Source organism: Pseudomonas bharatica CSV86 (assembly GCF_000319305.2).
In the GTDB taxonomy this organism is placed as follows: Bacteria; Pseudomonadota; Gammaproteobacteria; order Pseudomonadales; family Pseudomonadaceae; genus Aquipseudomonas; species Aquipseudomonas bharatica.
In genome coordinates this window covers 231,365-244,301 of the sequence record NZ_AMWJ02000007.1, presented here as the reverse complement: position 1 = coordinate 244,301, position 12,937 = coordinate 231,365, and the positions used below count along the sequence as shown (strand labels likewise).

At 63.5% G+C, this 12,937-nt stretch carries 13 protein-coding genes; 8 read left to right on the top strand and 5 right to left on the bottom strand.

Annotated features, from left to right (window positions below; genetic code table 11):
* Nucleotides 1–15 precede the first annotated feature (15 nt).
* The 6 genes from mltB to lipA all read left to right on the top strand — a co-directional run bounded on the left by mltB (nt 16) and on the right by lipA (nt 5,333).
* The gene (gene mltB / locus CSV86_RS30645) at nt 16–1,026 is read left to right on the top strand and encodes a lytic murein transglycosylase B (protein WP_009397925.1); all 1,011 of its coding nucleotides are present in this window, start codon (nt 16–18) and stop codon (nt 1,024–1,026) included.
* On the top strand, nt 1,026–2,027 hold the full coding sequence (locus tag CSV86_RS30640) for a septal ring lytic transglycosylase RlpA family protein (protein ID WP_009397936.1): 1,002 nt from the start codon (nt 1,026–1,028) through the stop codon (nt 2,025–2,027). The genes mltB and CSV86_RS30640 overlap by 1 nt, the downstream gene beginning before the upstream one ends.
* Before the next feature lie 147 nt (nt 2,028–2,174).
* Complete coding sequence (locus CSV86_RS30635) at nt 2,175–3,335, top strand: D-alanyl-D-alanine carboxypeptidase family protein (protein WP_009397938.1); 1,161 nt, start codon at nt 2,175–2,177, stop codon at nt 3,333–3,335.
* Between the two features lie 74 nt (nt 3,336–3,409).
* Nucleotides 3,410–3,685 (top strand): DUF493 domain-containing protein, encoded by a 276-nt coding sequence (locus tag CSV86_RS30630; RefSeq protein WP_009397939.1) that lies wholly within the window; start codon nt 3,410–3,412, stop codon nt 3,683–3,685.
* A complete protein-coding gene (gene lipB / locus CSV86_RS30625; RefSeq protein WP_009397941.1) occupies nt 3,685–4,332 on the top strand; it encodes a lipoyl(octanoyl) transferase LipB in 648 nt (215 codons plus the stop codon). The genes CSV86_RS30630 and lipB overlap by 1 nt, the downstream gene beginning before the upstream one ends.
* Before the next feature lie 2 nt (nt 4,333–4,334).
* Nucleotides 4,335–5,333 carry a lipoyl synthase gene (lipA, locus tag CSV86_RS30620; protein ID WP_009397945.1) on the top strand — a complete coding sequence of 333 codons (999 nt, stop codon included), beginning with the start codon at nt 4,335–4,337 and terminating at the stop codon, nt 5,331–5,333.
* Between the two features lie 152 nt (nt 5,334–5,485).
* Here lipA and CSV86_RS30615 read toward each other — a convergent pair whose 3' ends face one another.
* From CSV86_RS30615 to leuS, 5 genes are all read right to left on the bottom strand, one after another.
* Complete coding sequence (locus tag CSV86_RS30615) at nt 5,486–6,796, bottom strand: lytic murein transglycosylase (protein WP_009397947.1); 1,311 nt, start codon at nt 6,794–6,796, stop codon at nt 5,486–5,488.
* 61 nt (nt 6,797–6,857) lie between these two features.
* Nucleotides 6,858–7,022: an alternative ribosome rescue factor ArfA gene (arfA, locus tag CSV86_RS30610; protein ID WP_009397948.1), complete on the bottom strand. Its 165-nt coding sequence runs from the start codon at nt 7,020–7,022 to the stop codon at nt 6,858–6,860.
* A 74-nt stretch (nt 7,023–7,096) separates the two neighbouring features.
* Nucleotides 7,097–8,134, bottom strand: coding sequence for a DNA polymerase III subunit delta (holA, locus tag CSV86_RS30605; RefSeq protein WP_009397949.1), 1,038 nt, complete (start codon nt 8,132–8,134; stop codon nt 7,097–7,099).
* A gap of 35 nt (nt 8,135–8,169) precedes the next feature.
* Nucleotides 8,170–8,775: an LPS-assembly lipoprotein LptE gene (locus tag CSV86_RS30600; protein ID WP_009397950.1), complete on the bottom strand. Its 606-nt coding sequence runs from the start codon at nt 8,773–8,775 to the stop codon at nt 8,170–8,172.
* 69 nt (nt 8,776–8,844) lie between these two features.
* A complete protein-coding gene (gene leuS / locus CSV86_RS30595) occupies nt 8,845–11,451 on the bottom strand; it encodes a leucine--tRNA ligase (RefSeq protein ID WP_009397951.1) in 2,607 nt (868 codons plus the stop codon).
* A 238-nt stretch (nt 11,452–11,689) separates the two neighbouring features.
* Between leuS and CSV86_RS30590 the strand changes: the two genes are divergently transcribed.
* On the top strand, nt 11,690–12,007 hold the full coding sequence (locus CSV86_RS30590; RefSeq protein ID WP_009397953.1) for a hypothetical protein: 318 nt from the start codon (nt 11,690–11,692) through the stop codon (nt 12,005–12,007).
* A gap of 123 nt (nt 12,008–12,130) precedes the next feature.
* Complete coding sequence (locus CSV86_RS30585) at nt 12,131–12,892, top strand: YdcF family protein (RefSeq protein ID WP_009397954.1); 762 nt, start codon at nt 12,131–12,133, stop codon at nt 12,890–12,892.
* Nucleotides 12,893–12,937: the final 45 nt, after the last annotated feature.

Below are 12,937 nucleotides of genomic sequence, written 5' to 3'. Positions count from 1 at the left end.
AAGGTGAATTTCTCGATGCAAGCAGTACGGGGCTGGATGGCCCGTTATGTTCCCCTGGCGGGATTCCTTGGTCTGTTCGGCACGGCCCAGCAGGCCAGTGCCGGCGACTACGATGGCTCGCCGCAGGTGGCCGAATTCGTCGGGGAAATGACCCGCGACTACGGCTTCGCCGGTGAACAACTGATGGGCGTGTTCCGCGACGTGCGACGCAAGCAGGCGATCCTCGACGCCATTTCGCGTCCGGCGGAACGGGTCAAGCCATGGAAGGAATATCGTCCGATGTTCCTCACCGACGCCCGCGTTGCCCGCGGCGTGGATTTCTGGCGCCAGCACGAGGCGGCCCTGGCCCGCGCCGAGCAGGAATACGGGGTGCCGGCCCAGGTGATCGTGTCGATCATCGGCGTCGAAACCTTTTTTGGCCGCAATACCGGCAACTACCGGGTGATCGATGCGCTTTCCACCCTGGCCTTCGATTACCCGCCGCGGGCTCCGTTCTTCCGCAAGGAACTGCGCGAGTTCCTGTTGCTCTCCCGCGAGGAGCAGGTCGATCCGCTGACCCTGAAAGGCTCCTATGCCGGGGCCATGGGCCTGCCGCAGTTCATGCCGAGCAGCTTCCGTGCCTACGCCGTGGACTTCGACGGCGACGGCCATATCAATATCTGGAACAACCCCGACGACGCCATCGGCAGCGTCGCCAGCTACTTCAAGCGCCATGGCTGGGTGGCCGGCGAACCGGTGGTGAGCCGCGCCATGGTCCGTGGCGAGCGGGTCGACGAAGGCCTGAGCCCGGGCATCGAGCCGGTCAGGACGGTGGGGGAGTTGCGGGCACTGGGCTGGTCGAGTCATGATGCGCTGCGCGATGATCTGCCGGTCACCGCTTTCCGGCTCGAAGGCGACAATGGCCCCGAATACTGGCTCGGCCTGAAGAACTTCTACGCGATCACTCGCTATAACCGCAGCGTGATGTACGCCATGGCGGTACATCAACTTTCAGACCTGCTGGTTCAGGCAAGGGGCGCCCGCTGATGCGTGAACTGTTCTCCACTACTTCCCTCAAGCTGCTGGGCTGTGTCGCCGTTGGCGCGCTGCTGGTCAGCTGTTCTTCAAGCCGTCCGACGCAGAGTGCCAGCAGTGGCAACGTCATCCGCTCCCAGCCGGGCCTGGACATCAACCGGGCCCACAAGGATGGCGCGCCGTGGTGGGATGTCGACGTGTCGAAGATCCCCGATGCCACCCCAACCGTGCATACCGGCAACTACAAGGCCAACCCCTACACGGTGCTGGGCAAGACCTACTACCCGATCCCCGATTCGCGCAACTACGTGGCCGAGGGCACCGCGTCCTGGTACGGCACCAAGTTCCACGGGCAGAACACTGCCAACGGAGAGGTCTACGACCTCTACGGCATGAGCGCGGCGCACAAGACCCTGCCGCTGCCGGCCTACGTCAAGGTGACCAACCTGGACAACAAGCGCAGCGTGATCCTGCGGGTTAACGATCGCGGCCCGTTCTATTCCGATCGCATCATCGACCTGTCCTACGCGGCGGCGAAGAAGCTCGGCTATGCCGAGACCGGTACCGCCCGGGTGCGCGTCGAAGGTATCGATCCGCAGCAGTGGTGGGCCCAGCGCGGGCGCCCGGCGCCGATGGTGCTGGAGCAGCCGCAGGTTGCCCAGGCCCCTTCGATCCCGGCCAGCACCGGCACTGTCGAACAATGGACGCCGCCGCCGCAGCAGCACGCCGCGGCCGTGGTGCCGGTCCAGGTGGCCAGCAACAGCCTGCCGGCCAACGGTGGCACCTACCTGCAGGTCGGTGCGTTCGCCAACCCGGATGCCGCCGAGTTGCTACGCTCCAAGCTGAGCAGCATGGTCAGCGCGCCGGTGTTCATCAGTTCCATCGTGCGCAACCAGCAGACCCTGCACCGGGTGCGCCTGGGCCCGATCCGCAGCCAGGGCGAAGTCCAGCAAACCCAGGACAGCGTACGCCTGGCCAATCTGGGCCAGGCCAAGGTAGTTACGGCGGACTGACCGGGGGGACTGGTCGGTTTGTCATGTAGCGGGGGCATACAGCCATGTACAATGGCGGTTTTGCCCCAGGGCGCGACGCTTTGCCGCAGCCCGTTTTAACGTTTTGCCCCCTTGGGGCATAAGCCCATTAGCGATTTCGAGAGACGGATGAACATCACCACCTTTGCCAAACGCCTTTGCCTGCTTGTTCCGCTGCTGATCGCTCCGGCTGCGTTCGCCGCCGAGCAGATGATGCCGTCGCCGCCGCAACTGGCAGCCAAGTCCTACGTGCTCATGGAAGCCTCCAGCGGCAACATCCTGGTCGAGAACAATGGCGACCAGCGCCTGCCTCCGGCGAGCCTGACCAAGTTGATGACCGCCTACATCGCCACCCTGGAGATCCGCCGCGGCCAGATCGGCGAGAACGATCCGGTGACCGTCAGTGAAAACGCCTGGCGTACCGGCGGTTCGCGGATGTTCATCAAGGTCGGCACCCAGGTCAGCGTCAGCGACCTGTTGCACGGCATCATCATCCAGTCCGGCAACGATGCCAGCGTCGCCGTGGCCGAGCACATCGCCGGCAGCGAAGACGCCTTCGCCGACATGATGAACAAGACTGCTGCCGACCTGGGCATGACCAACAGCCACTTCATGAACCCGACCGGCCTGCCGAACCCCGAGCACTACTCCTCGGCGCACGACATGGCGCTGCTGGCCCGAGCCATCATCCATGAAGACCCGGCGCACTACGCGATCTACTCGCAGAAGGAATTCTTCTGGAACAACATCAAGCAGCCGAACCGCAACCTGCTGCTGTGGCGCGACAAGACCGTCGACGGTCTTAAAACCGGCCATACCGAGGAAGCCGGCTACTGCATGGTGTCCTCCGCCGTACGTGACGGCATGCGCCTGATCGCCGTGGTCTTCGGCACCAACAGCGAGCAGTCCCGTGCTGCCGAGACCCAGAAGCTGCTGACCTACGGCTTCCGCTTCTTCGAAACCCAGACCTTCTACCAGAAGGGCACCGAACTGGCCCAGGCGCCGGTGTGGAAAGGCACCACCAGCCAGGTCAAGGCCGGCCTGGCGGAAGACCTGACGATGACCTTGCCTAAAGGCCAATTGAAAAAACTGGCTGCCAGCATGACCATGAACCCGCAACTGATGGCGCCGATCGCCAAAGGTGACGTGATCGGTAAAGTGGAAGTCAAACTGGATGACAATGTCGTTCACAGCGCCGACCTGATCGCGCTGGACGCGGTCGAGGAAGGTGGTTTCTTCCGTCGGGTGTGGGATAGCATCCGCCTGTTCTTCTACGGGTTGTTCAACTGATATCGTGACCTGCCACGCCCCTGCCATCCCGCAGGGGCGTTGTTGCTGCCACGGCTTACGAGGCCGTTACTGCCATGACTCAAACTGATGTCAAACCGCCAAAAATCGAATTCCCCTGCCCGGATTATCCTATCAAGGTGATTGGCGATACCGTCGTCGGCTTCAAGGACACCGTCATCGAGATCCTGAGCAAATATGCCAAGGTCGACTTGAGCACGCTGGCCGAGCGCCAGAGCAAGGAAGGCAAGTACACCACCGTACAACTGCATATCATCGCCACCGGCGAAGACCAGTTGCACAATATCAACAGCGCCCTGCGCGCGACGGGTATCGTGAAATTGGTGATCTGATGTCCTCGGTTCTCGGCTTTCGCGACCTCGGGCTGTTGCCTTACGAACCGGTTCTCGAGGCCATGCGTCGCTTCACCGCCGAACGCAAGCCTGGCAGTGGTGACGAAGTCTGGCTGGTGGAGCATCCTCCTGTATTCACCCAGGGCCAGGCCGGCAAGGCCGAGCACCTGCTGGTGCCGGGAGACATACCGGTGGTGCAGACCGACCGCGGCGGCCAGGTGACCTACCACGGCCCCGGCCAGTTGGTCGCCTACCTGCTGCTGGATGTGCGCCGTCTCGGTTTCGGGGTGCGTGATCTGGTCACGCGCATGGAGCGTTGCCTGATCGAGCTGCTCGCCAGTTATGGCGTGCAGGCGGCAGCCAAGCCCGATGCGCCGGGCGTTTACGTCGATGGGGCGAAGATTGCCTCCCTCGGCCTGCGGATCCGCAACGGTTGTTCCTTTCATGGCCTGGCCCTGAACGTGGACATGGACCTTGCGCCGTTTCGCCGAATCAACCCCTGCGGGTATGCGGGGCTGGCCATGACCCAGCTGCGCGACCAGGCCGGACCAATCGAATTCTCCGAGGTAAGGGCAAGGCTGCGCGGACAGCTGGTCAAGCACCTCGATTATGCTGAGCAGACGACCCTTGCGGGCGGAATCGACTGAATATGACTATTGTGCAAGAGCCGGTGCAAAGCACCGCCACCCCGGCCCCACGGCCGAAGGTTGAAGCCGGTGTGAAACTGCGTGGTGCCGAGAAGGTCGCGCGTATTCCGGTAAAGATCATCCCGACCGAAGAACTGCCGAAGAAGCCTGACTGGATCCGCGTGCGTATCCCGGTTTCTCCGGAAGTCGACCGGATCAAGCAATTGCTGCGCAAGCACAAGCTGCACAGCGTCTGCGAAGAGGCCTCCTGCCCGAACCTGGGCGAGTGCTTCTCCGGCGGTACCGCGACCTTCATGATCATGGGCGACATCTGCACCCGTCGCTGCCCGTTCTGCGACGTCGGCCACGGCCGGCCGAAGCCGCTGGATGTGGACGAGCCGAAGAACCTGGCGATCGCCATCGCCGACCTGCGCCTGAAGTACGTGGTGATCACCTCGGTGGACCGTGACGACCTGCGCGACGGCGGTGCCCAGCACTTCGCCGACTGCATCCGGGAAATCCGTGCCTTGTCCCCGGGCGTCCAGCTGGAGACCCTGGTCCCGGACTACCGTGGCCGGATGGACGTGGCGCTGGCGATCACTGCCCAGGAGCCGCCGGATGTATTCAACCACAACCTGGAAACCGTACCGCGCCTTTACAAGGCCGCGCGTCCGGGTTCGGACTACCAGTGGTCGCTGACCCTGCTGGAGAAGTTCAAGGAACTGGTGCCGCACGTACCGACCAAGTCCGGCCTGATGCTCGGCCTGGGCGAGACCGACGAGGAAGTGATCGAAGTCATGCAGCGCATGCGCGAGCACAACATCGACATGCTCACCCTTGGCCAGTACCTGCAACCGTCGCGCAGCCACTTGCCGGTGCAGCGTTTCGTGCATCCTGACACCTTCGCCTGGTTCGCCGAGGAAGGCTACAGGATGGGCTTCAAGAACGTCGCTTCCGGGCCGCTGGTACGTTCCTCGTACCATGCCGACCAGCAGGCGCACGAGGCCAAGATCAAGCTCTGATCGCCCGGTAAATGAAAAAGCCCCTGGCCTTGTGGTCAGGGGCTTTTTCTTTGCTCTTCCGGGCCTCATCGCTGGCAAGCCAGCTCCCACAGGGCCTGGTGTACGCAAATCCTTGTGGGAGCTGGCTTGCCAGCGATAGGGCCCGAAAGAACTCAGCGACCCCTGAGGCTATCCAGCAGCTTGTGTGTCGCGTAGCCATCCGCCGGCCAGCCACGTTGCTGCTGGGCAGTGCGGATCGCCTTGCGGGTATTGGCGCCGATGATGCCATCGGCATTGCCGGCTTCATGTCCGTTGGCGTTGAGCAGTTCCTGCAATTCGATCCTCTCGCTGCGGCTCAGTGGCAGGTCATCCTTCGGCCAGGCGCCGCGGATAAAGCCCGAGCCCTCGAAACGTTCGCTCAGCAGGCTGACCGCCAGGGCATAGGCCGATGAGTTGTTGTACTTGAGGATGGCACGGAAGTTGTCCAGTACCAGGAACGCCGGGCCGCGATAGCCCGTGGGCAGCAGCAGCGCGGCGGAGAGCTGCTCGCTGCCGGCCGGAATGCGTGTTCCCGGTGCCAGTTGCACGCCCAGGCGCAGCCATTCGGCAACGGGCTTGCGCAGGGCCCCATCGGCAATCCAGTAGTCGAAGCCACTCGGTACCGTTACCTCGAAGCCCCAAGGCTCGCCACGTTTCCAGCCCGAGCTTTGCAAGTAGTGAGCGGTGGACGCAAGGGCGTCGGCCGAGCTGTTCCAGATATCGCGGCGACCATCACCGTCGAAGTCCACCGCATGGGTGTCATAGGTGGTGGGAATGAACTGGGTCTGGCCCATGGCTCCGGCCCAGGAGCCGCGCATGGCTTCGGGGGCGATATCACCGTTCTGCAGGATTTTCAGCGCGGCCAGCAACTGGTCCTGGGCAAAGGCCGGGCGGCGGCCTTCGTAGGCCAGGGTCGCGAGGGAACGGATCACCGATTTGTTGCCCTGGAACTGGCCGAAATTGCTTTCCATGCCCCATACCGATACCAGCACATTGCGCTCGACGCCGTAACGCTGTTCGATCCGCCCCAGCAGGTCGTTGTTCTGCAGCAGCAAGGCCTTGCCATTGCGCACGCGGACCGGCGACAGCGCGCCATCGAGGTATTCCCAGACCGGACGGCTGAACTCGGGCTGGCTGCGGTCGGCCTTGATCACATCCATGTCCGGGGTGATCCCGGCGAAGACACGGTCGAACAGGCTTGGCGAAACGCCGGCCTGCAGGGCTTGCTGACGGAAACTGGCCTGCCACTGGGCGAAGCTCTGCTGTGGCAGGATCTCGATCTCGGCGGTCGGCGTGGCCTGGGTGAGCGCTGGAGCGGGCTGTATCGGCGCGATGGGCAGGGCATCGGCGGCGGAGGGGTGTTCGGCGCAGGCAACCAGCAGGACAAGGCTGGAAGCAGCGCTCAACTGGCGGAATTGCCGACGGCGGGAAAGGCGGAAAGGCATGCACAAATCCAGGTAATACGGGTCAGGTGACGACCATATCATGCCTGTGGTTTTCCTGCTTTCATGCGGCCATAAAGGAAGAAGCCTCCCAATCTCTCGATTGGAAGGCTTCGCGGCGGTAGCTGCCCTTGCCCTTTTCCGGTCGTTCCTGGCGGCAGCGGAACAGTGGCTGGGCGACTATGGATTTGGCCTTGTTGGGTCGGGATTTTGCCGGTTTCTTGCGCATGGCGGTGATCCTGCCTGGGTGGATTCGCGCGCACTATAGGACTGCGTTGTGTCCACTGCAAGACCGCCGGTCCCTTACTCGGCAGGTAGCGCCAGGCGCTGGCCGGCCATCAGCAGCGAAAGGCGGGTCAGGCTGGTCCAGGGCGAGCCCTGGGCCTGGCCTTTGATCTGCGCATCGATACGCTGGGCGTCATACAGCAGTTGGCCCCAGCGTTGTGCCGAATGGCGCTGCAGGGCCTTGCTCATCAACGGGCGCCGTTTGTCCCACACTGGCGGCCTGGCCTGGCTGAAGGCTTTTTCCAGCGGTACGCCCTGGCTGTACTGCTGGGCCAGGCCGACCAGCACCCGCAGCTCACGGGCCAGCGCCCAAAGAATCACCGGTGGTTCGACCCCTTCGCCGCGCAAGCCTTCGAGCATGCGCAGGGCATGGGCCGCTTCGCCGTTGAGCACTGCATCCACCAGGCCGAAGACATCGAAGCGTGCGCTGTCGGCGACTGCGCCCTGCACCGTTTCCACCGTGATGGTATTGCCGTCGGCGAGCAGCTTGAGCTTTTCGATTTCCTGGGCCGCCGCCAGCAGGTTGCCTTCGACCCGCGCAGCGATCAGCTCCACCGCATCCCGTTGTGCGGCAAGCCCGGCCTGGGCCAGGCGCTGGTTGATCCATTGCGGCAACTGCTGGGTGTCCACCGGCCAGATCTGGATGAACTGGACCTGCGCGCCCTCGACCAGGGCCTTGCCCCATTTGGTTTTCTGCGCGCTGCCGTCGAGCTTGGGCAGGCTGATCAGCAACAGGGTGTCGTCGGCGGGCCGCGAGCAATACTCGATCAACGCTGCGGCTCCCTTGTCACCCGGTTTGCCGGACGGCAGGCGCAGTTCCAGCACGCGCTTCTGGGCGAACAGCGAAAGGCTGGCGCCGGCCTGGAGCAGGGTGCCCCAGTCGAAGTTGGCATCGGCGCTGAACACCTGGCGCTCATCGAAACCTTGCTGGCGCGCGGCCAGGCGAATGGCATCGGCGGCTTCCTGGCACAGCAGCGGATCATCTCCGCTGACCACATAGACCGGGGCGAGGGCGCCTTGCAGGTGTTTGCCGAGTTGGGCGGGGGCGAGTTTCATAAAAAAGTCGGGGCGCCGAAGCGCCCCGTCCGGTCTCAGTTCGCCGGGATTTCCAGCGGCGATTGCTGGGGTTGTGCATCCTGGGCGCGTTGTGCCGCTTCCAGGGCTGCGGCTTCTGCCTTGGCACGCTCGTCGGCCTTGGCCTGCAGTTCGTCCAGTTGGGCAGGAGTCAGTTGCTGCAGGCGCAGGATCATCCGTTGTACCAGTTCGCGGCGCATTTCCTTGCGAATCTGTCCGGACTCCTGGCCGGAGCCTGTAATGTTGTTGCCGTCATACAGGTAGACCTTCTGCACTTCAAGCTTGTCGCTCAGCAGGACGGTGTTGTTGCGGCCCTGGATGTCGTAGCTCAACTGGGTTTGCAGTTCGTACTCCACCGAACGGCCGCTACCGGCATAACTGGCTGCACGCTGGGTTTCGGCCTCGTTGGTCAGAACCAGCCTGTACGGTGCGCCGCTATGGACGTTGACGCCGCTGCTCTTCAGAACGTCGCGCAGTTGGGTGACCGTCTCGCCGTAAGCGTTGCGCGCGCTGACCTCGAGCTCCTTGATCGCCAGCTCGTTGGTACCGGTGCCGCGCAGATGGAAACCGCAGGCGCTCAGCATCACGGCCAGGCCCATCACCAGCAGATTGCGTTTGATCATCTTGTTGCTCCCTGGAAACCTTGGGGACTTTTCTATGCGGGCGCCCCGCGGACGAGGCGCCCGTTCCTGTCAGTTGGCGACGATGTTGACCAGTTTGCCCGGAACCACGATGACCTTGCGGATGCTCAGGCCTTCGGTGAAGCGCAGCACGTTTTCGTTGCTGCGCGCAGCGGCCTCGACCTCTTCGCGGCTGGCACCGGCCGGCATGTCGATCTGACCACGCAGCTTGCCGTTGACCTGGATGACCAGCTGGATGCTGTCCTGGACCAGCGCGCTTTCATCCACGCTCGGCCAGCCTGCGTCGATTGCCGCGCCCTGGTGGCCCAGGCTCTGCCACAGGCCGTGACTGATGTGCGGCGTGATCGGGGCGAGGATCAGGGTGACCGCTTCCAGACCTTCCTGGATCAGGGCACGGTCAAGCTCGGTGGCTTGCGAGGCCTTTTCCAGCACGTTCATCAGGGTCATCACCTGGGCGATGGCGGTGTTGAACTTGTGATGCTGGCCGACATCGATGCTGGCCTGGCGGATCGCCGAGTGGGTGGCACGGCGCACGGCTTTCTGCGCGTCGTCCAGCGCCGAGAAGTCGGCCTTGGCCGGCAGCCCCTGGGTCACATGGGTCTGGGCCAGGCGCCAGACGCGACGCAGGAAGCGGCTTGCACCTTCGACACCGGAGTCGGACCATTCCAGGCTCATGTCCGGTGGCGAGGCGAACATCATGAACAGGCGGCAGGTGTCGGCGCCGTAGGCGTCGATCATGGCCTGCGGGTCGACGCCGTTGTTCTTCGACTTGGACATCTTCTCGGTGCCGCCGATTTCCACCGGCAGGCCGTCGGTCTTCAGGCGTGCGCCAATGATCTTGGCCTTGGCGTCGCGCTCGACCTCGACGTCGGCCGGGTTGAACCAGTCCTTGCCGCCGTTGGCTGCCACGCGGTAGTAGGTCTCGGCGACCACCATGCCCTGGGTCAGCAGGTTCTTGAACGGTTCGTTGGAGCTCACCAGGCCTTCGTCACGCATCAGCTTGTGGAAGAAGCGCGCATAGAGCAGGTGCAGGATGGCATGTTCGATACCACCGATGTACTGGTCCACCGGCAGCCAGTGGTTGGCCGCTTTCGGGTCGACCAGGCCACCTTCGTAGTTCGGCGATGCGTAGCGGGCGAAGTACCAGGAAGACTCGACGAAGGTGTCCATGGTGTCGGTTTCGCGTTTGGCCGCCGTGCCGCATTTCGGGCAGGTGCACTCGTAGAACTCGGGCATGCGCGCCAGTGGCGAACCGGCGCCGTCCGGAACCACGTTCTCCGGCAGGGTGACCGGCAACTGGTCTTCCGGTACCGGAACGTCGCCACAGGACGGGCAGTGGATGATCGGGATAGGGCAACCCCAGTAGCGCTGGCGGCTGATGCCCCAGTCACGCAGGCGGAACTGGGTACGCGACTTGCCCAGTTCCTTGCGGATCAGCGCGGCTTCGATGGCGTCGAAGGCGCCGGCGAAGTCCAGACCGTCGAACTCGCCGGAGTTGATCAACTGACCGTGCTCGCCGTAGGCGGCCTGCCACTCGCTGCCGACTTCATCGCCAGCGCTGGTGCGGACCACGGCTTTTATCGGCAGTTGGTACTTGCTGGCGAATTCGAAATCACGCTCGTCGTGGGCCGGAACGGCCATTACTGCGCCATCGCCGTAGTGCATCAGCACGTAGTTGGCGACCCATACCGGCAGCTTCTCGCCGGTCAACGGGTGACGGACCAGCAGGGAAGTGGCGACGCCTTTCTTCTCCTGGGTGGCGATATCGGCTTCGGCGACGCTGCCGCTCTTGCATTCGTCGATGAAGGCCTGCAGCGCCGGATTGCCTTGGGCAGCCAGGGTAGCCAGCGGGTGCTCGGCGGCAACGGCAACGTAGGTAGCGCCCATCAGGGTATCAGGACGGGTGGTGAAGACCTTCAGTGTTCCGGACTGGCCGATGCTGGCCTCGTCGTAGGGGAACTGCACTTCCATGCCGCGGGACTTGCCGATCCAGTTGCGCTGCATGGTCTTGACCTGTTCCGGCCAGCCCGGCAGCTCGTCGAGGCTTTCCAGCAGCTCGTCGGCATAGTCGGTGATCTTGAAGTAGTACATCGGGATCTCGCGCTTTTCGATCAGCGCGCCCGAACGCCAGCCACGGCCATCGATGACCTGCTCGTTGGCCAGTACGGTCTGGTCGGCCGGGTCCCAGTTGACGGTGCCGTTCTTGCGGTAGATCACGCCTTTCTCGAACAGGCGGGTGAACAGCCACTGCTCCCAGCGGTAGTAGTCCGGCTTGCAGGTGGTGACTTCGCGGGACCAGTCGATCGCCAGGCCGAGGCTTTTCAGCTGGGCCTTCATGTAGGCGATGTTTTCGTAGGTCCACTTGGCCGGTGCGACGTTGTTCTTCATTGCCGCGTTTTCCGCCGGCATGCCGAAGGCATCCCAGCCCATTGGCTGCAGGACGTTCTTGCCCTGCATGCGCTGGTAGCGGGCGATCACGTCGCCGATGGTGTAGTTGCGCACGTGGCCCATGTGTAGCTTGCCGCTCGGGTACGGGAACATCGACAGGCAGTAGTAGGTGTCCTTGCCTGGCTGTTCACTGACTTCAAAAGACTTGTGCTCGTCCCAGTAGGACTGGGCGGCGGCTTCGATTTCGCGGGGCTGATAGTGTTCGTGCATGGCTACTTTGCGCTGAGAGATGGGAGACCTTATCGAGGCTGGTCGCTGACCGTTTTCGCCCGGCGACAGGCCCTGGAGCGAACGCCGTAGCATACATGACCCCCAACGGTCGTGGGAAACCCTGATTGCATCGGAAGAGGGCGCAAAGGGCCGTTGGTCGCGGCGTCCGGCCCGTTTCGCGGGTGGCGCTAAGCTCATTCGTGGGGGAGATGAATTTTATCTTCAATGAGGTGAACGGATGGGAGAGTCGCAGCAACATGCACCGAAACCGGAAGTCTACGAACGCCTGATCGATCGCTTGGGGCTGGCCTTGGACGTGGCCCGCACCTCGCTGCGATTGCGCGATGAGATGCCCGCCGAACTGGAGTTGCGCGGCCTTAGCCGGGCCGAGTTCGACGTCATCAAGGCCTGGCTGGAAGCCGCTCCGGCACGGGGCCAGAAGATTTCCGTGGCATTACCTCCGGTAGAAACGCCCACCCCGGGCCGGGTCATCTGGCTCAAGGACCGGAAACGTTCCGCCACAGCGCTCAAATCCAGAACGCTGCACTGCAAATAACCGTTCAGGATATCAACGGCGCAGGACGGAGTGCGCCACGCGGGATTCTTTGCTCTGACCGGCGCCTGCTTCAAGCAGGCGCCGTTTCTCTTTAGGCTTGCGGCATTTTCCTGGAGATGCCCGATGCCGTTGCGCTTTTTCATCAAACAATGGTTGATGCCGCCTGGTGTGCTGCTGCTTATGCTGCTGGCCGCCTGGTGGTTGCGCAAGTCCTGGCCGCGCACGGCGCGCTTGTTCTTTATCGGCGGGCTGGGCGGGTTATGGCTGATGAGCCTGCCGGTGGTAATGCAGCATCTGGCCGGGCGAATCGAGACGGTCCCGCCGCTGGCGATGAACGAGTGGGCAGGGTTGGCTGGCCGGGCGGATGCCATCGTGGTCCTGGGCTCCGGGCGTGAACGCGGTGATCCGGCCTGGGGCGGACAGGACCAGCCGACCGGTGTAGCCCTCGAACGCATGCGCTATGCGACACAGCTGGCGAAGGCGTCGGGGCTGCCGCTACTGACGACCGGTGGCCTGCATTACGGAGCGCCGCCGAGCGAGGCGCGGCTGATGGCGGACTCGCTGCAACGGGATTTTGGTGTGCCTGTGCGCTGGCTGGAAGAAGAAAGCCGCACCACCTGGGAGAATGCCGAGCTGAGCGCGGCGATCCTCTTGCCGCAAGGCGTCAAGCGCGTGGTAGTGGTGACCCAGGCCTGGCATATGCAGCGTTCGGTGTGGAGTTTCCAGCGTGCCGGCTTCGAGGTGGTGGGGGCGCCGGTGGGTTTCATGGGTATCGACAGTGGGCGGCCGTTCGGGGGTTGGGTGCCGGACAGCAAGGCGGTATGGCAGAACGGGCAACTGTTCAATGAGGTGGTCGGGTTGATCGGTTATCGGCTTTTTTATTGAGGAAAGCCTGAAAGCGACGCGGACCCTGTGGGAGCGGGTTCACCC